The sequence below is a fragment of the Salmonella sp. JXY0409-18 genome, from assembly GCF_020268625.1.
In the GTDB taxonomy this organism is placed as follows: Bacteria; Pseudomonadota; Gammaproteobacteria; order Enterobacterales; family Enterobacteriaceae; genus Salmonella; species Salmonella enterica.
The window spans coordinates 1,257,923-1,281,496 of record NZ_CP084216.1 but is presented as its reverse complement, the minus strand read 5'-3'; the positions used below and the strand labels follow the sequence as shown (position 1 = coordinate 1,281,496).

The following is a 23,574-nucleotide window of genomic DNA, read 5'->3' as shown; positions in this document are numbered from 1 at the left end:
TACTCAGGTTGGGCGCGCCTCACCCAACCTACTGCACCCGGCACGAGGCATAAGCAAAACCTTGACTTGAAAGCGTACAGTTTTCCGTATTGGTCGTTTCGTTAAATGAGCAATACTTACCGCCAACCATCGTTTGCGATGCATAGTCATATGTATACGACGACGCCGGCGCAGCCGTAGGCCAGTGCAGGTCGCTAATGATGTTCTTCAGCGCCTTCAGATCGTCCAGCGTCGCGGCGTTTTCCAGCGAGCCGCAAAGATAAGGCAGCGATGTCGTAGCATGAATGGATGTTTCACCATAATCAATATAGTTCGCCGCCCAGGTTTCATTATTAAGCGGCCAGGTGCCTGGCGGCATTTTGGACATCTCTGTTTTCAGGAATGGGCGGCGCAGCGTAACGCCGTTAACCTCAACGGTATCCGGCATATGGCCCCAGTATGACGCATACGGCGTATCCGGGCTGGTTGGTACCGTAAAGATCGCATCGACGCTCGCCGTCTCGCCAGCCAGCTCCGAAAGCGTCGCCGTGATGGATGTTCTCAAACCCAGCGATTTATCCTGGTTTAACGTGAACCGCAACTTACCGTCATCGCCGGTGACGCCATACCATTTCGTGCTGGTTCCCCTCTGGTTATTAAACACCACTGCCGCACCCGCAGGCGATACCGGCGTCAGGGTCATGTCTGATAACGCGCCTTTGGACGCAACCGGCTCGCCAATCACACCGGCCTGAATGTATTTGCTATCCACCGTGCCACGCGAATAAGAGTAATCACGCGTCAGCATAACCGTCGCCCCCGCCTGCGGCTGCCCGGCGCCGTTAGTCACCGTTACCGTCATCGGTATCGCCTCGCCTGTTTTCGCCACCGCCGCCGATTTATCCGCGTTCCACACGTCCGTAGATAACGCAATCTTCATCTGTCGCGGTTCCGTCAGACAGAGCTGGTAATAGAAATTCCCCGGAGTTTCCAACGTGGTGCCGCCATTACCCGTATTGAGATCGGTAAATTGCCAGTAAATGGATTGATTTTTTACCAGGCTGTCGCCTGCCCACCATTTTTTCTTGATGGGTAATCCAATGTCGGTCGTGATCTTACCTTTGGGGTGATCGCGGTACAGCGACTGGAGATCATCCTGCGTGGCCATCTGATTTATCGGGCACGCGCCATAATTCCCGGTATTAAAATTATTCACCGTAAACCAGGTTTCATTGGTTTCGAAGTAACTCGACGTATGATTCTGCGATGAGAGTTCGCCATACAGCAGCGGGCGCATAAACTCCGCGCCGTTGCTGGCGGTGAAGGTTTCCGGCATATGGCCGTACATATTGGCCTTGTCGCTGTTCGGGCTGGTGATGACGGTAAACACTGCCGGCAGCGACGAGGTTACTGTCGGCGTATCATACAGGCTGGCAGTCACCACGCTTTTCACCCCGACTCCGCCAGGTTCGTCAAGCGAAAGGGCCAACGTACCGTTCGCCCCGGTCGCCCCATAAAGAACCGATGAACTGTAGGCAAACTCTTGCGTCGCGCCACCAGACTGCGTCATCGTCATGGTGTAGCTGTTGGTAAACGGGTAGTCAGCTTTACGCGGCGTCCCGGCGTCGCGCTTAAGCGAAAACGTCGTATAAGGCACCGGATTACCCGCCGCATCGGTGGTGGTGACGAGCAGTGGGATCGACTCACTGTTTTTAGCCTTCACCGCCTGAATAGTGTCATCCGTCGCCAGCGTGGAGGTGAGCGTAATTTGCGTAGCCTGCGTCTTCGGCGTCGTTGCGCAAATTTGGTATTGCCTGTCGTTCACACCGTCATTAACGACGCCCCGGCGCGAATCATCATCCAGATCGACAATGTAATAGGAGCGGGGCTTTCCGCCGGTTAACGACCCGGAACTGGAACCGCTCCAGTAAGAACGGTTGATCGGCCAGCCCTGGGCGGTTTTTATCGTGCGGTTTGGGTATTTGCTGTAGAGCGAATCCAGCGCCTCGACGGAAGGGAAATAGCCCGCAGCGCAGTTAACAGCGGGGTCGGTTTTTGAACTGTCTGGCCCATAAAGCCCCGCCCAGATTTCGTTGTCTTCGGTATATTGCGCGGCACTTGCCTGATTGGCTAATTCAGCGTAGAGCTGTGGACGCTGATACTCCGCGCCATCCGCCGCCGTGAGCGACGGCAACATATGCCCCCACATGCGGGCAACGTCGACATCCGGGCTGGTGATGACGGTAAAGATGGTGTCAATGCTGGCGCTCACGGCGGCATTTTCATACAGCGCGGCGATAATGGCCGTTCGGGTGCCGTGTGTGTCCGGGCGGGTAACGCTGATGATGCGGGTGCCGTCAGCGCCGGTCAGCATCCCCATTTTGGTGGTGGTCCAGGCCAGGGATTCGCCATCGATCACCACGGGCGTGACGATGCCTTGCTGATCGTTGCCCTCACTGGCGGTGTACTTCTCGCCCCTGCGATCGTAACCGTCGCCGCGGGTGAGCACAAACGGCGCTTCCGGGATCGGGTTGCCGCTGGCGTCCTTCACCGTCACCTTCAGTTGCATCGTGTCGCCTTTTTTCGCTTTGACCGCGTGAACGCCGCTGCCATCGTACCACTGCGACGCATCCACCGGTTCAATGGTAATCGAGGCCGCCGCCGGGTTATCGCTGGCCAGACAGCTGGCGTAAATGGAGACGTTGGCGTTGGCGAATTCACTGCCGCTAAACAGCGAGATCAGTTTCCACGTGGTAGCGCTCTGGAAGGTCGAAGACCAGTAGTTAAGCAGCGTCGGCCAACCCTGGGTGCTTTTCATCACGCCGTCGCTGTTGGCGTTGTACAACGCCTCAAGCTGATCGATGCGCGGCAGGCGGTTCGCCGCGCAGCCGCCCTTATCCGGGTTGCCCGCCGCGTCAGGGTGCAGAACGCGCGCCCAGGTTTCGTTAGCCTCAGCCTGAGTACGTTCCGGCGTCACTTCATCCGCCAGCTTAGGCCGCTCAAAGGTCAGATCGCCGACGGTGATGGTATCAGCCATATGGCCCCACATTTTGGCTTTTGGCGTATCCGGGCTGGTGGCGACGGTAAACTTCACGCTGCGGGAAACGGGCGTGCTGATTAATGAATCGACGGGCGCAATGCTTAACGGCGTCAGCAGCCCTACTCCCTTCGGCTGGGTGAGGATAATGGTCGCATCGCCGTTGGCGTCGGTGATCCCATGATAAGCCTGCCCGGCAAGGTAGCCCACGTCATCAAACAGCATCTGGCCATTGCTGGTGTCGGTAAAACCGGTCGTCAGCCCGTCGCGCCGTTTGCCGTTCGCCATGGTGACGGTGAAGTCGGTATAGGCGATCGGCATGCCGTTGAGGGCGTTGCGCGAATGAATGTTCAGCTTAATCTGTTCACCCACTTTGGCAACCATATCGCTGTTTTTGGTCGCCGGGTCATCGTTGAAGTAGACGTCCAGCACCGCCACCATTTCGTTGGCCGAGCAGGTCAGGTAGTTCGGTTGATTGGTAAATTTACCGCTATCGCCGTTTTCAAGGTTGACGTGCGCCGTTCCCGAGGCGTCGCTGTCCGCGGCGATGTAATAGTCTTCGGTTGGCCAGCCATGTTCGCTTTCCATCTTGCCGCCAGCATGTTCGCTGTATAAATGTGCCAGCGATGACTGATCCGGCACCTGGCCGATGCCGCACTGCGCGGTGGCTTTTTCCACTGAATTAAACGTCGCCCACTCTTCGTTGTTTTCGCTGTGCTGGCCGTCTTTGTGGCTGGTTTCCACCGCCAGCAGCGGGCGTTTATACAGGTTGCCCGCGTCCACCACGCCCTGCATGTGGCCCCACATATTGGCGCCGTCCACATCCGGGCTGGTTATCACGGTGAAAATTACGCTAAAGGGCAACTCGATGCTGCCGCCTTCATCATCCGGCATCACGATGCGGATGGGCGTTTCTACGCCCAGGCCGCTGTCGTGTTTTAACGTCAGGTGTACCTGGCCGTTGGCGTCGGTCACACCGGTATAGTGTTCCGGCGACGAGGCGCGCATATCTTCGGTGTTGATTGTAACCCGTTGGTTATCCCACGCGTCCTGATGCTCTCCTTTGCGGTTTTTCGCTGGGTCAATGAACAGCTCCATATAGCGATAAGGCAGCGGCTTTTGCGTGTCGCGATCCACAACGGTCATCACTAAATCAATCGATTCCCCCACCTGTGCTTTATACGGCCCCTCTGGAGAGAGCGTCATCTGCGGATGCGCCGCAGGCTGGGCCTTATCCACACAACTGACCAGTAGCGTGTCGCTGTTGGCGGCCCTGACGACCGACGCGCTGTTCATATGCACGGCAGCGTGGTAGTCGTTTATCTGATCTTTGGTTGACGACCAGTATTCCGCATCGCCCGTCACCGGCCAGCCGGTGTACGTTGCCAACGCACTATGCTCATGCCTTAGCGCCACCAGTTGTTCGGCATCCGGCAGAATGTCGCAATGGTTATCCGCGCCACTCCAGGTAAACTGCGCCCAGGTTTCGTTGGTGTCCACAACGGTGCCGCCATTTCCGCTGGTTTCCGCCGCCAGTTTCGGGCGGGTGAAAGTGTAGGTCGTACCGTTCAGCGTCGCCGTGGCGTTCTCAAGCATATGACCGTACATGTTGGCCTTATCACTGTCAGGACTGGTGATGGTAGTGAAAATGACGTCGACATTGTCGGTCAGCGTGGGATAGCTTTGCGAAGAGACGATGAGTCGTGTTTTTACCCCCGGACCTTGCTCTTGCGTCACCACCACCGTGGCGTTGCCCTGCCCGTCCGTTACACCGTGATATTCTGTTTGCGTAGTCGTTAACTCGGTATCGCCAACGCGCACCGGGTTAGCGTTATTGACCACGCCCTGGCGATTTATTGCATCCTCGCGACGGATCACGAAGGCAGCATTCGGCGCCACGTCGCCATTACAGGCTTTGGTGGAGACAGTGAGGGTAATGCTCTCCCCCGCTTTGACTTTCGAGGCTGCAAAGTTGGCGTCAATATGATCGCCGCTCACAGAAACAGGATCGCTCACCGCCGGTTTGATATTCAGCGTCACTTTCGGGCTAAGTAGCGGAATGACCGCATTGTTCGGCACCCCGGTACGGGTATAGAGCCACAGCGCGGGAACGTTCGTTTCATCTTCCACCTGCGCCCAGGCCACCAGTTGCCGCCCGGCGAGGTTTTGGGCGCAAAAGGTCTGGTTAAGAATCGGCTGCGGCGAGAGCGGCGTATCCGGCGTGGCGGCATCGGCCCATACCAGACTCATGGTCGGCGGTTCTTGATTTTCCCAGGCGATGGAGGGCGGATCGGTAAAGAGATCGCCTTCCGTATCGGTGGAGTTGACCGCACGCATCGAGGTTGAGGAGGCATCAGCGCTAAAATCGCGCGGCATGGCGGTAAACTCGATATCGTAGGTCTTGGTAGGGTCAAGCAGCATACTTCCCTGATACAGGGGAATAGTGGCACCGTCGGCCAGCGGCGCGGTGCCGTTAACCGCGCCGGTCGTCGAGTTCAGCTCTTGCCAGGTTCCGCCCTTCAATAGCGCCTGCGCAGGCGCGTTCGACACTGCAAACATGATCAGTAATGTCAGTAAGAAATGTACCACTTTATTCACTTGCCGATTCCTGTTCATGAGCGATAGCCACCCGTATTCATTCTCTGTCGTGATTCAACCCACTTTGCTTAGCGTGCAGCTAAGCAAAGTGCGCGGAAAATACCACTCCCCGCGGGGAGTGGTATGTTGAGGACAACTTATTTGCGTCTGTAGTCGATGGACAAACCAAAGCCCTGGACACCGTCGGTACCCACGGTAACGCCGCCGTCTGCTCCCTCGAACGCCGTTTTCGCTTCGGCGTTGGTGACAGGGATGACAAGGTCTTTATCGTTCCAGCTTTCGTTAACGATACCGCCGGTACCAGTACCTGCAATTGCGCTGGTGCCAACGAATTTCCAACGGTAGTCATACTGGTCGGTAACGTTTTCACCGGCATCATAGATGCCGTTGCCGTTCTTATCGCTCCACAGCAATACCTGGTAGGTGGTATTCGTTTTGAGTTTCGTCCCTGTATTCTTCAACAGGTTGGTATTAGAATCTTTCTCATGAATAACTACATGGACGTTTTCATCCACCACCGGACCTTCCGGAATATCGTCGTCATCCGCACCACCGCCCGTATTGGTCGACAGGTCTTTCAACAGCAGTTCGGTTGCCACGGCAGGGTCACCGGTGGTGGTGGTTGGCGTGATTTTGATACCGATATAGTGGTCGGCGTCACCCGCCTGAATTTCATAGGTATCGCTACCTTTGGTGCCAATCTCTTCGGGATTGCTACCATTCTGGTCGCTGTATCTCATCCACTGTACCGTCAGTTTCGTGGCGGCGTTGTCGGTATCCAGGTCGCCTTCCGTATCGCCAATCGCCCAGTTCACCGTGACCTTATCGCCAACGTGGAACTGCTTATCGCCTTCGGTCACAATTTTACGTTCACCGCGATCGATAGTTACCGTCACGTGATCTTTGTCGGTATCCGCGGTTTTATCCGCTGCACGGGTAATCCACGGCACCGAACCCTGAATGGTGCCCGTCTGTTCAGAGACAATCTGCCACTGCCCCGATTTCAGATTACCGTTTGCCGCCACCGCTGGCGCGGCGCAATACCCGGCAACTACTAATGCTAAAGCGACCTTCGTCAGCCGCCGTTTTACTGTTGCTTGCATTCAGACTCTCCTTTTTCTCAAAATTCAGCGGCTGGCTGGTCAGCCACAACGCTGACGCTATTTCTGGCTATACGTAACGCGTATACCGTAACCCTGAACGCCATCTTCCTCATTGGCGGCAAACTTCTGCGCCGCCTCTTTATTGGTTACTGGCAGGACAAGATCTTCATTCATGGTGTTGGCCAGCGCGCCGGTATGTCCGTTTGTACTCTGCCCGGTAAACTCCCACTGGTAGTCGCACAGCGCCATCTCTTCTTCCGTGAGCTGCTCGGACATCTGAAAAACATTGTCTTTATTCTTGTCGCGCCACAGCAGGAAACGGTAGGTATTATTGACCGTAGGGTGCTTATCTTCTTTGCCGATAAGGTTGACAGGGTTGGCGGCTTTGACCTGATAAATCACCGCATTCAGCGCGCTCAGGTTGTCGCCGATAAAAGTGACATCAACGTAGTTACTGTCGCCATAGGCGTCTGCTTTCGCCTTCCAGCGGAAAGTGCCCGGCAGGGTGCTGGAAAGCGTCACCGTCCCCGCTTCTTTGTCACGGCTGGCAATAAACACGCAGGGGGTTTCCGTAGTGCAGGGCGTCTGGGCCAGGGTGACTTTTTTATCATTGCTGTCGTACAACACGGGCGTCATGGCATCGTCCACCAGTTCGTTACCATTGCGATCCGTGGCGTCGCCAAAGGAATCGGTGATCAGGAGATCCATCACCACGCCGTCTTCGCCATCGGCCAGCGCGCTGGCTTCATGGCTGTGATCGCTGCGATCGGTATCGGCAATGTTGTCGACGATCAGTTCAATTTTGCGATCCTGCTGGACGGTGATTTCAACCACGCCGGAGTTCTGCTTATTGCCCTTTTCATCTTCCAGCGTCATGCGTACTTTCCAGGTGTTCAACGCGGTGCGCTGCTCTTCGGTATCGGCGTTAACCCAGGCAGGAAGCACCAGATTCCAGCGGTTGTTGTTACCTTCGGTTAACGCATCCGCTTTCACCACCGGCATCACCAGCGTACGGGCGGCGTTGTTTTTCGCCTGCCAGGAAGCAGAAATAATTTTGTAATGGTGGTTAATCAGCGCGTTGACAGTCCATTTGCATTTTTCCAGACCCACCGCGGCCTCAGGCGTATCTTCAATCACGCATTCCGGATGTTCGTTGGTGGCGTCGGCCTTCAGCCACAACGTAACGTCCAGCGGATCTTTCTCGCGATATTCGAGAACGATGAAATTGTTACGATCGACAAAATCGGTGCGGCTGCCCATTAAGGAGTGCTGAATTTTAACGTTTTCCGGATCGAGCTGCGCCGCCAGCGGCGTGCCTATCTGGTAGTTCACGGTCGCGTTAACGCTAAAATCGTTACTATCGCCAGTACCGGCTTTGTAATCCGTACCAACCGTGACCAGCGGTACCGGCGTGTAATTTAGTCCGACGGTAACGGCATGAGGATCTTTTTGCAGGTTATCGGTGCCAAACAGCGCCACTTCATCGCCGTAGTACTGTTCATAAACTAATTTAGCGCCAAGCTGCGGATAAAACGGCAGCCAGCTTTCCATGCGGATATCCCAGCCGCGCGCGGGTCGTTCTTCATAAAAGTCGAAATCTTTGGAATCTTTCCAGTCAGAAAGAGGATGGTAATAGTTGCCGGAGAATTTCAGGTAATCCGTCCAGGCTTCGGTTCCCAGACCTAATCGACGGTGACCGCGCGTAAAATCGTAGTCATAGAATGCGTTGCCGCCAAGCAGCCAGTTGCCGACGTTCTGGCGCACGCCAAGCCCAACGTTACCAATGGTGCGGTCTTCCTTACGCTGAGCCGAAATCTGGCTAAAGAAAAGCGTGCTCTGGTTATCATACCAGGGAATAAAATAATCCAGCGAACTGCCGTCCAGATCGCCGCCTTCGCCAATAGATAAACTGGTGCGCACTTTACCATAAGGCGAAAGCATACCTTCGAGATAGGATTGCGCAGAAGACGTGACTTGCCCTTGAATATAACCGCGCGCCTGGGATTCCAGCGCTTCCGGAGTGAGATTATCAAAGCCCTGGGTGGCGGAATTAATAAAGTAGTTAGCGCCCTGTTCTTTAAAGGTCTTTCCTTTATTTTCCTGTTCTTCTTTTTTCGCGGATTCGCTGGCTAAATCAGGCAGGGAGGAGTGGCTTTCATCATTTGCAGATACAGAGTTATCTGCGCCGGAAGCCGCAACTGATACTCCAGACACTAATAACAAAACCAGAATGCGAATCCTTCGCACCATATGATATCCCTGTCGTTAAATAAACACGCCGCTATGAAAAGATATTATATGGATGATTCAGATGGAATCATAACTAACAGACCTAAATATATTCCTAAAAAGAAAATATTAATATGAAACAGATTTATAATATTGATATAATAAATAAAAAAGAAAGCTATTATTTATTTCTAATATTAATTTTCGGAAATAATATTCCCTATAAATAGTTGAATAAATAAAAAGAATTAAATAGCCGCCGGGCAGAATACTATGCTGATATTACGGGAGTATCGAATAACGCTTTTGTCCTTAGCCGGATAAGACGTCGGCGCCTCTGCTCTGCGGCGCAACGTCGACAGCGATTTTATTGATCGGAAATGACGAAGTTAGCCCGTTTTTTTGAAATTAAACCATGACCGTTCTGGCAAAAATAGTCCACTGCGCCGCAGGCTTTCAAAACCTGTAACGGCTGGCGGCAGTCAGGACACATTGCCTGTAACGAGAAATCTTTAGCGCATGTCTCGCAATGCGCTGTATCGCCATTGCGCTCCAGCGCGTGATGGCAAACGGGACAGGTTATTTCCATAACATTCTCCTCAGGCGCGTGACTCACTTTTACTTGAAAGGCCTGATAGCGCAGCGCTTGTCAGGCCTGGAATATTACTGAAAAAGCATTACTTGCTTTTCTTGATATGTTTCATCAGACGCTTACGTTTGCGCATTTGCGTTGGCGTCAGTGTGTTACGCTTGTTCGCATACGGGTTCTCCCCTTCTTTAAACTGAATGCGAATCGGCGTCCCCATCACTTCCAACGACTTGCGGAAGTAGTTCATCAGATAGCGCTTATAGGAGTCTGGCAGATCTTTTACCTGGTTGCCGTGAATAACCACAATCGGCGGGTTATAGCCTCCAGCGTGGGCATATTTCAGTTTCACACGGCGACCGCGCACCAGCGGCGGCTGATGATCTTCCACCGCCATCGTCATGATACGGGTCAGCATCGCAGTGCTCACCCGGCGAGTGGAACTGTCGTAAGCCTCGCGTACGGACTCAAACAGGTTGCCAACGCCGCTGCCGTGCAGCGCAGAGATAAAATGAACGCGGGCAAAATCAATAAAGCCCAGACGGAAATCCAGCGTCTCTTTCACCTGCTCTTTGACTTCCTGGCTCAGGCCATCCCATTTGTTGACTACGATAACGAGTGAGCGCCCACTATTGAGGATAAAGCCCAGCAGAGACAAATCCTGGTCGGAGATCCCCTCGCGCGCATCGATAACCAACAGTACGACGTTAGCGTCTTCAATCGCCTGCAACGTTTTAATCACCGAGAACTTTTCTACCGCATCGGTGATTTTTCCGCGCTTACGCACCCCCGCCGTGTCAATCAGCACATATTCCCGTTCGTCGCGTTCCATCGGGATATAAATGCTGTCGCGAGTGGTGCCCGGCATGTCGTATACCACCACGCGCTCTTCGCCGAGAATACGGTTAGTGAGTGTGGACTTACCTACGTTCGGGCGACCAACAATCGCCAGCTTTATCGGCAGGCTTTGCGGGTCAAAATCATCTTCCGGCGCTTCTTCGCCATTTTGTTCCGCCTCGAACTGCGCCCAGTATTCCGCGTCTTCATCCACCTCTTCCTGCGGCGCGACATCATCCATCCACGGCAGAAGCACATGTTCCAGCAGGCTCAATACGCCGCGACCATGTGAGGCGGCGATAGGGTAAATTTCGCCTAATCCCAGCGAGTAAAAATCGACAACCGCCTGATCGGGATCGAGACCATCCGTTTTATTCGCCACCAGGAAGGTCGGTTTTTCACGGGAACGCAGATGTTTGGCAATCGCTTCATCCGCCGGCATCAGGCCAGCGCGCGCATCTACCATGAATAACACCACATCCGCTTCTTCAATCGCCAGCAGCGACTGTTCCGCCATCCGCGTTTCGACGCCATCTTCGGTGCCGTCAATACCGCCGGTGTCGATACAGATAAACTCGCGGCCTTCAACCTCCGCACGACCGTACTTACGGTCACGAGTCAGACCCGGGAAATCCGCAACCAGCGCATCTCGGGTGCGGGTCAGACGGTTAAATAGCGTGGATTTTCCGACGTTAGGGCGCCCGACAAGCGCGACCACAGGTACCATGTTTAAAGCCTCATTAAAAAAATCATCAGACAACGCGCGCATTTTGCGCCATTGTTAAAAACAGGAAAACGGCCCCTACACCAGGAGCCGTTTTTTAAAACGCACAACCGTGACGATTAACGCGTAATCGCGTAGACCGTACCGTCTTTGGCCTGGATGAGCAGTTTACCATCCGCCACCGTCGGTTCGGTCAGAAAACCAGAACTGTCTACTTTTTGTTGGGCCACAAAACGCCCGTCATCAACATCAATCCAGTGCAGATAACCTTCGCTATCGCCGACGACTAAATCACCATTATACAGTACCGGGGAGGTCAGCAAACGGTGCAGCAGATCACTTTGCGTCCACAGCGTTACGCCGCCGTCAGTGGTCAGCGCCAGCACGCGATCGTTCTGATCGACCAGGTAGATACGGTCGCCGTCGACGATAAAGTCATTGACCGAACCCAGCTCGCGTTTCCACATAATCTGACCACTGCGCAGATCCAGCGCCGTTAAGTTACCATTATACGCCAACGCGTAAACGACGCCGTTTACCACAACCGGCGTGGTATCAACGTCGCTCAGACGGTCAATTTCCGTTGGGCCAGTGGCCTGGGAGATACGCTGTTGCCAAATCATCTGGCCTTGTTGCATCAACACGGCGCTGACGCGGCCATTATCACCACCAACAATAGCCGCGCCGAACGCGGTTGCCGGCGCAGATTCGCCGCGCAGTGATAGCGAAGGCATATCCAGGTTCACCGTCCATTTAATTGCGCCATCCGCCTGATTTAGCGCCTGCAACTGACCGTTGCTGGTATGGATAAGGACGATTCCATCACTGACAACCGGGCGAGACAACGCTTCGCCTGCGACCTTCGTCTGCCATGCTGTGGTACCGTCGCTGGTATTCAGCGCATAAACCTCGGCCTTTTCACTGCCGATATAGACGTGACCGCCCGCGACCGTGACGCCGCCGGACAACAGCGCGGACGAACGAGAGAACCAGCCGTCTTTCTCGCCCAGATTCACAGACCAGATCTCTTTGCCATCATCCGCATTGAGCGCTTTTACCACGCCCGCGCGATCGGCTGCATAGACCACGTTATCTGCCATTACCGGATGAAGGTTAGAATAAAATTCGCCAATTCCGTTACCGACAGAGGTGCTCCAGACAGTGGTCGGGGTAAACTGGTTTTCAACTTGCGGTAACGGAGACATCTTGACGACATCTTCTTCGCCGCTAAACAGTGAACAGCCGCTGAGCAGGGTAACGGAAAGCAACCCTGGCAGAAGTAATTTACGCAATTGCATCGGGTCCCTCTCAGATGGACAAATTATTGATTTTCATCTGCATCATTTCGCTCAACGCCGGAGAAGCATCGCTATTGACGCCAGCTTCCCATGCGCTGCGCGCGCCTTTTTTATCACCCTTACTCAGCAACGCTTCGCCGCGCAAATCCGCGACAATGGCCGTCCATCCTTCGCCTTTAACGGCATCCAGAGTTTTCAGCGCGGCGTCAGCTTGTTTAAGCTGTAACTGAACGCGAGCGAGACGCAGATTAATCACCGCTTTGAGATTTTCATCGCTGGTGGCCGCCAACCCCTGCTGCAACTGGGCTTCGGCTTTTTTAAGTTCATTCTTATCCACAAACTGCTGCGCCAGTTCCATAGACGCCAGCGCACCATAGGTATTTTTATTCTCAGCCGCGAATTTTTCAGCGGCCGGAATGCTATCCGGCTTATCGGCGCTTACCGCCGTCACCGCATTTTGATACGCCAGAGAAGCAGCACGCGCGGACTCCGTCTGATGGCTGCTCCAGTAACGCCAGCCAACCAGCGCGCCAACCCCTAAAATCACTCCGACAGCCAGCGCTTTGCCGTTTTCGGCAAAGAAGCGTTTAATCGCATCCACCTGGTCGTGTTCGTTCTCGTAAATTTCCACGCTGTCCTTCTCCTTAGCCCAATAAAGTGCGCAAATGCGCGGCGACGCTGTCCTGCGCCACTGCCGTTTGCTCACCGGAGCGCAAATCCTTCACTACAACAGTCCCATCGGCGACTTCAGATTCGCCAAGAACCAGTGCAATACGGGCGCCCCACTTATCGGCGCGGGCAAACTGTTTCTTAAAGTTGCCGCCGCCGTGGTTTGTCATTAGCTTCACGCCTGGCATTTCATCGCGCAGCCGCTCCGCCAGCGTCATTGCCGCAGACTGCGTTTGTGCGCCGGCAGCTACCAGGTATATATCGACAACAGGAGAGGCAATAAATTCCGGATTAACTGCCTGAACTAACAAAACAAGTCGTTCCAGGCCCATCGCAAAGCCCACTGCCGGGGTAGCGCGACCGCCCAGTTGTTCCACCAGACCGTCATAACGACCACCCGCACAGACGGTGCCTTGTGACCCCAGACTGTTTGTTACCCATTCAAATACGGTGCGGTTGTAGTAATCCAGACCGCGTACCAGACGCTGGTTGACGGTGTAGGCAATCCCCGCCGCGTCCAGCAATTTACACAGGCCGGCAAAGTGCTCGCGTGAATCGTCATCGAGATAGTCGCCGAGAGCGGGCGCGTCGTTGAGCAGCGCCTGCACGTCCGGATTTTTTGAATCCAGCACGCGCAGCGGATTGGTATACATACGGCGTTTGCAGTCTTCGTCCAGCGTCTCTTGATGCTGTTCGAGGAACGCGACCAGCGCATCGCGATAGTTCGCACGCGCCTCTAATGAACCAATAGAGTTCAGCTCCAGGCTAACGTGGTCAGCGATGCCCAGCGCGCGCCACCAGCGTGCGGTCAGCATAATCAGCTCCGCGTCAATATCCGGGCCTTGTAAGCCGAAGACTTCGGCGCCTAGCTGATGGAACTGACGGTAGCGGCCTTTTTGCGGACGCTCATGACGGAACATCGGACCGATATACCACAAACGCTGTTCCTGATTGTACAGGAGACCATGTTCGATGCCGGCGCGTACACAGCCCGCCGTACCTTCAGGGCGCAATGTCAGGCTATCGCCGTTGCGATCCTCAAAGGTGTACATCTCTTTTTCAACTACGTCAGTAACTTCACCGATCGCACGTTTGAATAACGGGGTCTGCTCTACAATCGGCAAGCGGATTTCACTGTAACCGTAGCTGCCGAGCACGTTTTTGAGTGTGCCTTCAATGCGCTGCCAGATGGCGGTTTCGCCAGGCAGATAATCGTTCATGCCGCGAATGGCTTGAATGTTTTTTGCCACGTTTATTCTCTTTCTGAATATAAAAATGAACCCTCAGCGCTTCCCCGAACGAACCGGGAGCCATGCGGGTTCAATCATACACGGGAAGCGCGCCGCTTCCCATCACGTTCTTATTTTTCAACCTGCAGCACGTCAATCCGACGCGCTTCATCAAGTTGACTTGCTTTCGCGCGAATACGGGATTCAAGCTGCGCGATCATATCGTCGTTATCGAGTCTGTCCTTACGCACGCCGTCTTCATACAGGCCGCTTTTCTTATTGCCGCCCGTCACGCCCAGCGTCGATACCAGCGCTTCGCCCGGTCCGTTCACTACGCAACCGATGATCGAGACGTCCATCGGGGTGATGATATCTTCCAGACGCTGCTCCAGCGCGTTCACCGTGCCGATAACGTCGAACTCCTGGCGAGAACAGGTCGGGCAGGCGATGAAATTGATGCCGCGCGCGCGAATGCGCAGCGACTTCAAAATATCGAAACCGACTTTGATCTCTTCCACCGGGTCGGCCGCCAACGATACGCGCAGCGTGTCGCCGATGCCTTCCGATAACAGCAGACCTAAACCGATCGCCGACTTGACTGCCCCGCTACGCGCGCCGCCCGCTTCGGTGATCCCCAGATGCAGCGGCTGATCGATCTGCTTGGCTAACAAACGATAAGACTCAACGGCAAGGAATACATCGGACGCTTTTACGCTCACTTTGAACTGATCAAAGTTGAGACGATCGAGATGATCGACATGGCGCATGGCTGATTCCAGCAGCGCCTGCGGCGTCGGCTCACCGTATTTTTCCTGCAGATCTTTTTCCAGCGATCCGGCATTTACGCCGATACGAATAGGGATGTTTTTGTCGCGCGCGCAGTCCACCACCATACGAATGCGCTCTTCGTTACCGATATTGCCGGGGTTGATACGCAAGCAGTCAACGCCGTATTCCGCTACTTTCAGCGCAATGCGGTAGTCGAAGTGAATATCGGCAACCAGCGGGACGTTAACCTGCTGTTTGATAAGCTTGAACGCTTCGGCGGCGTCCATGGTCGGTACAGAAACACGAACAATATCTGCGCCAACGCGTTCCAGCGCTTTGATCTGATTAACCGTCGCTTCCACGTCAGTGGTACGCGTGTTAGTCATCGACTGAACGGTGATGGGGGCGCCATCGCCAATCGGCACATTCCCAACGTAAATACGTGTCGATTTTCTACGTTGAATCGGAGCCTGGTTATGCATGAAAAATCTCCCGCGTTACCCGTCTGTTACTGCGCCGGTGTCGGTTCGGCATTAAGGGTCAGACGCGCAACCTGATTAGTTCTGATAAAGCGGCTCAGATCGACAGGTTTTCCTTGATACTGGATCTGCACCGCGGCCGGTGCGCCAATTTTAAGTTTATAAGGCGCCTGACCTGTTAGGTTTAAATTACCATCTTTACGCTGCATACCGCTAAACAGCTTCTTACCCGTGGCGTCAGTGACTTCGAGCCAGCAGTCAGCGGTAAAATTCATCACCAGCGCGTTCGGATCGGCAGCAGGCGCCGCTACGCCAGCCTGACTGGTCGGCAGCGCGGACGGCGTTTCCGTTGCCGCTGGCGCGGCAGATGTCGCAGCCGTATCGACATTCGCCTGCGAAGGCGCGACTACCGTATTTTGCGTTGCCGTTGCCGTTGCCGCTGGCGTTTGCGTCGCCGCTGTCGAATCAACCGGCGTCGCAGGAGCCGGAGCCGTTTGCGCTGGCGTCGTATCCTGGCTTGTCGCGTCACGGGTGTCCAGCGGTACATTTTGGCCGCTGTCTTTATCTGCGTTCAGTTCAGCCGTGCTTTGATCGGCCATTGTCGTGATCTCTTCCTGCTGCGCCTTATGGTTCTGCCACCACCAGGCGCCGGTCAGCCCTACGACCACAAACAGTACCAGCCAGGTAAAAGACATTAACCAGCCGTCGCGTTTTTTGCGACGCTTTCCTAATGAGAAACTCTGCATCGGAGCGACTTTGGCGGCGCGCAGCGGGGCCTGTTTTTCCAGTCCCGGCAGCAGTTCCTCTTCTGGAACATGCACCAGACGCGCATATGAGCGGATATATCCGCGCAGGAAGGTTGAAGCAAGATCGGACGGCGCCTTATCTTCTTCAATATCGCGTACCGTAGAAACCTTCAGGCAAAGTCGCTCAGCGACAGCCTGCTGGCTGAGTCCGAGTTGTTCACGGGCATTGCGCAGACGAACGCCGGTGGTTTGTGCTTCATTTTGGTCGTGCGTGGCTTCAGTATTCATTCGCTACAGCTACAGGTACGTGTAAATTAGGATTCAGGCGCCGACGAGCCGTAATGCCCGCCCTCACCGCGAAACATCAGGTTAGTTAACCTTAGTCAGACAGTATAAGCCTGTCAGGCCGCAGATGACAAAACCGCGTAAGACACAAGGCTAAACTCTTGTTGCACCGTTACATACTGCCTTAAAGTCGACAAAAACGCACCGTTATTATTGACCAGACAAGTACAACGCCAGACATTATTCAACTGACATTGCGCCACGGTATAATGAATGCACCGTGGCGCAACTGCTATCAAATAGCCTTGATGTCAATCACCTCTCCCTGCATACGCTTACGCAGGGTACGTTTAGTACGGTCAATCACATCGCCTGCCAACTGTCCGCATGCCGCATCAATGTCATCGCCACGCGTCTTGCGTACGATGGTCGTGAAACCATAACTCATCAAAACTTTAGAAAAGCGATCGATACGGCTGTTAGAGCTGCGGCCATACGGCGCGCCAGGGAACGGGTTCCACGGAATCAGATTAATCTTACAAGGCGTCTCTTTTAGTAGCTCCGCCAGTTGATGCGCGTGTTCAGTGCCGTCGTTGACGTGGTCAAGCATCACGTATTCAATCGTCACGCGCCCCTGATTGGCGTTGGATTTCTCCAGATAGCGGCGAACCGCGCCCAGGAACGTTTCGATATTGTATTTTTTGTTGATCGGGACGATTTCGTCGCGAATAGTGTCATTCGGCGCATGTAAGGAGATAGCCAGCGCGACATCTATCATATCGCCCAGCTTATCCAGCGCAGGCACCACGCCGGACGTTGAGAGCGTGACACGACGTTTGGACAGGCCGAAACCAAAGTCATCGAGCATAATTTCCATCGCCGGTACGACATTGGTCAGGTTAAGCAATGGCTCGCCCATTCCCATCATGACTACGTTGGTGATCGGACGCTGGCCGGTGACTTTGGCCGCGCCGACGATTTTCGCCGCACGCCAGACCTGACCGATAATTTCCGATACACGCAGGTTGCGGTTAAAGCCCTGCTGCGCAGTTGAACAAAACTTGCACTCCAGCGCGCATCCTACCTGTGAAGAGACACACAGCGTAGCGCGGTCGTCTTCCGGGATATAGACCGTTTCAACGCGCTGATCGCCGACAGCAATCGCCCACTTAATGGTGCCGTCTGAGGAACGCTGCTCTTCAACGACCTCCGGCGCGCGGATTTCCGCGACCTCTTTTAATTTACCGCGCAACACTTTGTTGATGTCGGTCATCTCATCAAAATTATCGCAGCAATAGTGATACATCCATTTCATCACCTGATCGGCGCGGAAAGGCTTTTCACCTAAGTTTTTAAAAAACTCGCGCATCTGCTGACGGTTGAGATCCAGCAGGTTGATTTTCGTTTCGTTGTTAAGAACTACCGGGGTACTGCTTTCAGGTGTGACAATTTGTTCAGACATATGCTATTCCGGCCTCGTTATTACACGTTATGGCCCCTGGAGGGTTGAAAAAAGAAACGCCCCGGTAAGCTTACTGCTCGTCCAGGGGCGCTGCATTGTACAAATTCTGGCGTAAGGATGCCACGTCTGCACGCGGCATTAGCAAAAATAATATTTGAACCGATAATTTATCGCCAACGCATTTACAGCGTGAAAGACGAAGAAGATTAACGGGTGCGCGGGCACACTTCGCCTTCACCGAAGAAAAAGGCGATTTCGCGCTGCGCGGATTCCAGCGAATCCGAACCATGGGTGCCGTTTTCAGTTAAGCTATCAGCGTAGTCGGCGCGCAGCGTACCCGCCAACGCGTTCGCCGGATTGGTGGCGCCAAGCAGATCGCGGTGACGCTGTACCGCATTTTCACTTTCCAGCACGGATACCACGATAGGGCCAGAGGTCATGAACTCCACCAGACCGTCAAAGAACGGCTTGCCGTCGTGCTCAGCATAGAAGCCGCGCGCCTGCTCAACAGTCAGGTGCAGCATTTTAGTGCCAACAATTTTGAACCCTGCAGCTTCAAAGCGCGCAAAGATGCTGCCAATAACGTTTTTTGCCACCGCGTTGGGTTTAATGATGGAAAAAGTCCGTTCAATAGCCATGTTTACCTCTGAAATATGTTCTGTTGTTATGTCAGGCGCGGATTATAAAGAGCATCCCATCAATTGCCTATGGATGCAGGTAACATTTTTTTAAAATAAAATGAGCATTAGCAACAAAAGTTAAAGGCGCACAGCAAACTCAGGGGACTGACACAGCACGCAGTGCGTGTGTTCAGGCGTGAGAGCATGGAAAGTACGTTTGCAGCTTTCGCAGGTGAGCGTATACGCCGCACTATGCCGCGTTGAGGCGGGTTCCACGTCAAACCGCAGCCGCAGCGCCTGATGCGGACATACCGCCGCACAGCCGCCGCATCCCGTACAACGCGCCGCCGCTATCGTCAGGGTATTGTCGTCAAACTGGATAACGTTCTCCGGGCAGCTTCGCCAGCAGGCGCCGCACATCCTGCACTCTTGCGGACTGATTTCGGGTACGCATTCGCTGAACGCGGAAAACGCCTGTCTGAGACGCCGTTTCCCCGGCTCGACGGCGCACGGGGTAATGGCGTCGCGCGGAACATGAAACAGAGTGCGCCGCGAGGCGTTAATCTCCGCGCCGACAACGTGTTTGAAAGACCAGCCCGGCTCGCCATAGCGGCGCAGCGCTAAATTTAGCCCCGCCAGCGCCATCAGCCACTGCGCCGATCGCTCCACCGCAATATCAATAAAGCGAATACCGTACTGGCTGTGCCAGAGAAGCAGTTCATCGACCGTTGGCGCCTGTAGCGAAAACGGCCCCACCAACGTATCCCCCTGCACAAAGCGTTTAACCGGTTTGATACCGGTAATGGCGTCAACAGGACAGACAAACAGACAGTCGCCACAGGCTATGCAGCGCGTCGTATCTATGCTGACCTGCCCCTGCGCCAGCGAAAACGCCTGCGCCGGACAAACATCGGCGCAAGCGCGGCAGGAAGAAAAACGAAAGCGACGACGGACGCAGGCCTGCGTCACGTCTACCGCCGGATCGATCGTCAGGTTAACCATCAGCCAATACTAAAGAAGACGTAGCGCAGCATAATCTCGCCGATAAGCAGCAATACGCTGCCCGCCACCAGCGTCCCTCTGGCGTTTCGCAGACCGCCTGCGGCAAAGCAGAGCATTCCCGCCGCTGAGACACACCAGCCGAGAAGATAGACGTCACGCAACTGCGCCAGCGCCTGTAGCGGATGATGCGGGAAAGTGACGACCGTCGTATCCACCGCATTAATATCCGCCAGCCATAGCGGCTGCATGATCAGGCGAATCAGCACCATCAGTGCGACCACCACCACAGCGCAGCGCATTGCGGTGCCAGCGTTGCGCAGATAAGCCAGCGCAATGACTACCGAACCGATAATGCCTGACGTGCCAAAAAACAGCGCCAGCGTGTTGCTATGCTGCCAGGTCGCCACCGAGGCATGGATATAAACCTGCGCCATGCAGAATACATCCACCAGCCCGAACGCTGCCGCCAGCGCCAGCAGCGGCTGCCAGCCTGGCTTTCGGAAAAACAGCAGCACAACCCCCAGTCCCAGCGCCGCCAGATAAAGGCTGGCAAAGACGATTTCGCGACTCAGCCACGAACTGGCGACATGACGTAACGCGTTTAGTGCATTCAGGGGATAGCCCATGTGCAGCGCTGAAGCAAGCAGCCCCACGCAGGCCAGTACAAACGCCCCCGCCATCGCGGGAAGCGCGCCGCGTGCAGGCACGCGTCCCTCTACGGCGTACTGGCGGCCCAACGCCAGCCACACTGTCACGCCCACGGACCCTTGCAAACAGAGCGTAAAAATCAGCAGCGGTAACTCATGCATGGCGTTTACCCTCTTTTTCTGCGCCCTGATGCGCTTTGACAACCAGATTAGGTTTGGTTATGGATGAATCTGGCAGCCCGTTAACGTCGCATACGCTACCGTACTTCGCGCGCAGTTCATCAATCGGGCCAAACTTGATGGCCTCCAGCGGACAGGTCGCGACACAGACGGGCGGTTCACCTTTCGCCAGTAAATCAACGCACATGTCGCACTTGGACATTTGGCCGGTCTGCTCGTTAAGCTGCGGCGCGCCGTAAGGGCAGGACCAGGCGCAATAGCCACAGCCGACGCATTTGTCGGTATCAACGCGCACGATGCCGTCGCCCGGGCGTTTATGCATAGCGGTAGTCGGGCAATTTTTGGTGCAGACAGGGTCCGCACAGTGGTTGCAGGAAATGGAAAGCGTATAAGCAAATACATTATTGCTGACCCCGCCCTGCCCGGTCGGGATGAAACTTCCGCCCTTGACTTCATAGACGCGGCGGAAACGACGGCCTACTTCCAGATTGTTTTTGTCTTTGCAGGCCACCTGGCAGGCTTTACAACCGGAGCAGCGTGAGGAGTCGATGAAAAACCCCAGTTGTTTATCGCTCACCGGCGGGTAATGTGTAAACTGACTCATGCTTTAGCCACCTCCACCAGCATGGTTTGATGTGAATTTCCCTTCGCCAGCGCGGTAATACGGGCCGAGCTGAGGACGTTCGCACAGCCGCCTTTATCAATACCGTTCTCATCCGGCTGCCACCAGGCGCCGGCCTGCATCGCGACAACGCCAGGAATAATGCGCGGCGTCACTTCCGCCGGGATTTCGCAAATCCCGCGTGAGTTATGAATGCGCACCATGTCGCCATGCGTAATGCCGCGCTTTTGCGCATCCTGCGGGTTGATCCACAATGTCTGATGCTGCACTTCAATCAGCCACGGGTTAGCGTATTGCGTTGAGTTGGCGCGGTTTTTTCCTTTCCACGTAATTAACTGGAGCGGAAAATCTTTCGCCAGCGCATCCTCCGGGCCTTCATGCGCGGGAACGTAGTGCGATAACGCCGGGATTTCCGGATGCTGCATGTCGTAGAGGCGCTTCGAGAAGATCTCTATTTTCCCTGACGGCGTCGGGAATGGATGATTGTCCGGATCGCGAATATTGTCTTCAAAGGCGATAAATGGCGCGCTTTTGAACAGATGCTGACGGGTCTTTTGCAGCGTGGCGAAATCCGGCAGATTTTCTTCCGGCATCGCCAGGCGCGTCTGTTCCCAGATGTGTTCAATCCACGCTTTCTCATCGCGCCCCTGGCTAAATTCATTCTCAATGCCTAATTTCGCCGCCACCTCACGTAGCCAGTCGTAGTCGGAGCGCCGCTCAAATTCAGGCTCGATCAGTTTTTCAGAGAGCATCAGGTAGCTTGCCGTACCCCAGGTTTCACCGATGTTCCAGCGTTCCATAAAGCTGGTTTCCGGCAGCAGTAGATCAGCGTATTTCGCGCTCGGCGTCATAAACAGATCGCTGGCGACAATAAACTGGATCTTTGATTCATCCTCCAGTACGCGTACCGCCTGGTGCAGATCGGGGTTCTGATTCGCCAGATAGTTCCCGGCCAGCGAGAACAGAATACGGATGTTACTGTCCAGCTTATCGGCATCTTTCAGTCCAATATCCGGCGTCACTTTGCTGGCGTCGTCTGCGGCCTGCACCCAGTTCATCACCGAAATTTTGGCTTTTACCGGGTTATCCGGCATCTCCGGACCCGCGGCAAATTTACGGTTAGCGCAGCCGCCGTAACCCGCAGCCCAACCGCCTTTGATGCCGACATTACCGGTAATGGTCGCCAGTAGAGTCGAGCCGCGCGCGGTGCGCTCGCCGCAGTTGTGGCGCTGTGGTCCCCACCCCTGAATCAACGCGGCGGGTTTGGTATTCGCGTAATCACGCGCTAACTGGCGAATGGTTTGCGCCGGCACATGGGTGATCTTTTCCGCCCACTCGGGGGACTTAACGACACCGTCTTTGGCGCCGGTCAGATACGCCACCAGCGATTCGTTAGCCGGTACGCCTTCCGGCATTGATTCTTCGTCAAAACCGATAGCGTAGCGCGCAATAAATGCACGATCGTGCAGATTCTCGCTGATGATGACGTACATCATCGCGTCCATCAGCGCATTGTCGGTGGTGGGCAGTAGCGGGATCCACTGATCCGCCAGCGACGAAACGGTGTCGGAATAGCGCGGATCGACCACGATAAACCGCGTACCGTTCTGCTTCATCTTCTGCAAGAAATAGTTGGTATGACCAAAAATGGTCTCCGTCGGGTTATGGCCCCACAGAATCACCAGTTTGGTCTCCAAAAGCGTATCCAGTGAACTGCCGCTGGCGGCAATGCCGTAAGTATAAGGCGTCGCGGCCGCCGTGTTGCCCATACTCACAGAATGGTAGCTTTCGAGATAGCCGCCGGTCAGATTCAGCAGGCGACGCGCCATTTTATCGCCAGAAAAGGTGCCGCCGGAAACGGCGGTACCAACATGAACATAGCGCGAAGCCGGGCCATATTTTTCAGTAATCGATTTTAAATTATCGGCGATTAAGGTTGTCGCTTCATCCCAGGAAATTCGCTCGAATTTTCCTTCACCGCGTTTTCCTACGCGCTTCATGGGATATTTAAGTCTGTCAGGATGATAAACAAATTTACGGTATGCGCGTCCACGAACACAGGCACGCATCACCGGCATTTGCGCATCCAGCGCATTATCCGGTCGCGTTGAAATTCGCGTCACGATACCTTCACTGACATGCGCCCGAATATCGCATTTGCCCCCGCAGTCAAAAGTGCTGCATGTCTGGACGACTTTTTCCGCAGGCCTGTTTTCAGTGGCCGTCACAGCGCGCGCCTGAGCGGTAGCTGGCGAGGAGACAAACGGTAACGCAATAAGCGCGGAGCTGGCCTGGATAAAATGGCGGCGAGAAATAGCGGGCTGTTCGCCATTTCCCTGGCTTTTTATATTTTTCATGATCCGACTCGTCAAATAAAAACCCATTCTCACGTTTTTAAGTGTTAGATCTCTTGATATTTATCAAGCTCCCTCATTAAGGGTAATTCCGGAAAATTAATAATTCTCATTAACTTT

16 protein-coding genes are annotated in these 23,574 nt (G+C 54.6%); all 16 read right to left on the bottom strand.

Annotated elements, in window-relative coordinates:
- Positions 1-28: 28 nt before the first annotated feature.
- On the bottom strand, positions 29-5,632 hold the full coding sequence (gene ratA, locus LDB27_RS06040) for a DUF823/DUF824 repeat adhesin RatA (protein ID WP_225519929.1): 5,604 nt from the start codon (positions 5,630-5,632) through the stop codon (positions 29-31).
- A 119-nt stretch (positions 5,633-5,751) separates the two neighbouring features.
- The gene (locus LDB27_RS06035; RefSeq protein WP_001149052.1) at positions 5,752-6,717 is read right to left on the bottom strand and encodes a SinI family autotransporter-associated protein; all 966 of its coding nucleotides are present in this window, start codon (positions 6,715-6,717) and stop codon (positions 5,752-5,754) included.
- Between the two features lie 57 nt (positions 6,718-6,774).
- Positions 6,775-8,967: an intimin-like inverse autotransporter SinH gene (gene sinH / locus LDB27_RS06030; protein WP_225519928.1), complete on the bottom strand. Its 2,193-nt coding sequence runs from the start codon at positions 8,965-8,967 to the stop codon at positions 6,775-6,777.
- A gap of 346 nt (positions 8,968-9,313) precedes the next feature.
- The gene (locus LDB27_RS06025) at positions 9,314-9,535 is read right to left on the bottom strand and encodes a zinc ribbon domain-containing protein (RefSeq protein WP_000406468.1); all 222 of its coding nucleotides are present in this window, start codon (positions 9,533-9,535) and stop codon (positions 9,314-9,316) included.
- 88 nt (positions 9,536-9,623) lie between these two features.
- Complete coding sequence (gene der, locus LDB27_RS06020; RefSeq protein WP_000249411.1) at positions 9,624-11,096, bottom strand: ribosome biogenesis GTPase Der; 1,473 nt, start codon at positions 11,094-11,096, stop codon at positions 9,624-9,626.
- 116 nt (positions 11,097-11,212) lie between these two features.
- Positions 11,213-12,391 (bottom strand): outer membrane protein assembly factor BamB, encoded by a 1,179-nt coding sequence (gene bamB, locus LDB27_RS06015; protein ID WP_001177071.1) that lies wholly within the window; start codon positions 12,389-12,391, stop codon positions 11,213-11,215.
- Positions 12,392-12,401: 10 nt separating this feature from the next.
- Complete coding sequence (locus LDB27_RS06010; protein ID WP_000409190.1) at positions 12,402-13,022, bottom strand: YfgM family protein; 621 nt, start codon at positions 13,020-13,022, stop codon at positions 12,402-12,404.
- 13 nt (positions 13,023-13,035) lie between these two features.
- On the bottom strand, positions 13,036-14,310 hold the full coding sequence (hisS, locus tag LDB27_RS06005; protein ID WP_001107139.1) for a histidine--tRNA ligase: 1,275 nt from the start codon (positions 14,308-14,310) through the stop codon (positions 13,036-13,038).
- 110 nt (positions 14,311-14,420) lie between these two features.
- Entirely contained in the window at positions 14,421-15,539 is a 1,119-nt protein-coding gene (gene ispG, locus LDB27_RS06000; protein ID WP_000551832.1) for a flavodoxin-dependent (E)-4-hydroxy-3-methylbut-2-enyl-diphosphate synthase, read from the bottom strand.
- 26 nt (positions 15,540-15,565) lie between these two features.
- Positions 15,566-16,570: a cytoskeleton protein RodZ gene (gene rodZ, locus LDB27_RS05995; RefSeq protein ID WP_001090883.1), complete on the bottom strand. Its 1,005-nt coding sequence runs from the start codon at positions 16,568-16,570 to the stop codon at positions 15,566-15,568.
- A gap of 292 nt (positions 16,571-16,862) precedes the next feature.
- On the bottom strand, positions 16,863-18,029 hold the full coding sequence (locus LDB27_RS05990; RefSeq protein ID WP_000003206.1) for a bifunctional tRNA (adenosine(37)-C2)-methyltransferase TrmG/ribosomal RNA large subunit methyltransferase RlmN: 1,167 nt from the start codon (positions 18,027-18,029) through the stop codon (positions 16,863-16,865).
- 206 nt (positions 18,030-18,235) lie between these two features.
- Complete coding sequence (gene ndk, locus LDB27_RS05985; protein ID WP_000963846.1) at positions 18,236-18,667, bottom strand: nucleoside-diphosphate kinase; 432 nt, start codon at positions 18,665-18,667, stop codon at positions 18,236-18,238.
- Between the two features lie 120 nt (positions 18,668-18,787).
- Complete coding sequence (locus LDB27_RS05980) at positions 18,788-19,651, bottom strand: 4Fe-4S binding protein (protein WP_000247781.1); 864 nt, start codon at positions 19,649-19,651, stop codon at positions 18,788-18,790.
- On the bottom strand, positions 19,651-20,460 hold the full coding sequence (locus LDB27_RS05975; RefSeq protein WP_000544897.1) for a dimethyl sulfoxide reductase anchor subunit family protein: 810 nt from the start codon (positions 20,458-20,460) through the stop codon (positions 19,651-19,653). The genes LDB27_RS05980 and LDB27_RS05975 overlap by 1 nt, the downstream gene beginning before the upstream one ends.
- The gene (locus LDB27_RS05970; protein WP_000077436.1) at positions 20,453-21,082 is read right to left on the bottom strand and encodes a DMSO/selenate family reductase complex B subunit; all 630 of its coding nucleotides are present in this window, start codon (positions 21,080-21,082) and stop codon (positions 20,453-20,455) included. The genes LDB27_RS05975 and LDB27_RS05970 overlap by 8 nt, the downstream gene beginning before the upstream one ends.
- Positions 21,079-23,457: a DMSO/selenate family reductase complex A subunit gene (locus LDB27_RS05965; RefSeq protein WP_001530858.1), complete on the bottom strand. Its 2,379-nt coding sequence runs from the start codon at positions 23,455-23,457 to the stop codon at positions 21,079-21,081. Before LDB27_RS05965 ends, LDB27_RS05970 begins: the two co-directional genes overlap by 4 nt.
- Positions 23,458-23,574: the final 117 nt, after the last annotated feature.

Bases quoted from the DNA above. Each gene is read 5' to 3' on its own strand.
- LDB27_RS05980 (WP_000247781.1), bottom strand. From the start codon at position 19,651: ATGGTTAACCTGACGATCGATCCGGCGGTAGACGTGACGCAGGCCTGC.
- rodZ (WP_001090883.1), bottom strand. From the start codon at position 16,570: ATGAATACTGAAGCCACGCACGACCAAAATGAAGCACAAACCACCGGC.
- bamB (WP_001177071.1), bottom strand. From the start codon at position 12,391: ATGCAATTGCGTAAATTACTTCTGCCAGGGTTGCTTTCCGTTACCCTG.
- ispG (WP_000551832.1), bottom strand. From the start codon at position 15,539: ATGCATAACCAGGCTCCGATTCAACGTAGAAAATCGACACGTATTTAC.
- LDB27_RS05990 (WP_000003206.1), bottom strand. From the start codon at position 18,029: ATGTCTGAACAAATTGTCACACCTGAAAGCAGTACCCCGGTAGTTCTT.
- sinH (WP_225519928.1), bottom strand. From the start codon at position 8,967: ATGGTGCGAAGGATTCGCATTCTGGTTTTGTTATTAGTGTCTGGAGTA.
- LDB27_RS06035 (WP_001149052.1), bottom strand. From the start codon at position 6,717: ATGCAAGCAACAGTAAAACGGCGGCTGACGAAGGTCGCTTTAGCATTA.
- ratA (WP_225519929.1), bottom strand. From the start codon at position 5,632: ATGAACAGGAATCGGCAAGTGAATAAAGTGGTACATTTCTTACTGACA.
- LDB27_RS05975 (WP_000544897.1), bottom strand. From the start codon at position 20,460: ATGCATGAGTTACCGCTGCTGATTTTTACGCTCTGTTTGCAAGGGTCC.
- LDB27_RS05965 (WP_001530858.1), bottom strand. From the start codon at position 23,457: ATGAAAAATATAAAAAGCCAGGGAAATGGCGAACAGCCCGCTATTTCT.
- der (WP_000249411.1), bottom strand. From the start codon at position 11,096: ATGGTACCTGTGGTCGCGCTTGTCGGGCGCCCTAACGTCGGAAAATCC.
- LDB27_RS06025 (WP_000406468.1), bottom strand. From the start codon at position 9,535: ATGGAAATAACCTGTCCCGTTTGCCATCACGCGCTGGAGCGCAATGGC.
- ndk (WP_000963846.1), bottom strand. From the start codon at position 18,667: ATGGCTATTGAACGGACTTTTTCCATCATTAAACCCAACGCGGTGGCA.
- LDB27_RS05970 (WP_000077436.1), bottom strand. From the start codon at position 21,082: ATGAGTCAGTTTACACATTACCCGCCGGTGAGCGATAAACAACTGGGG.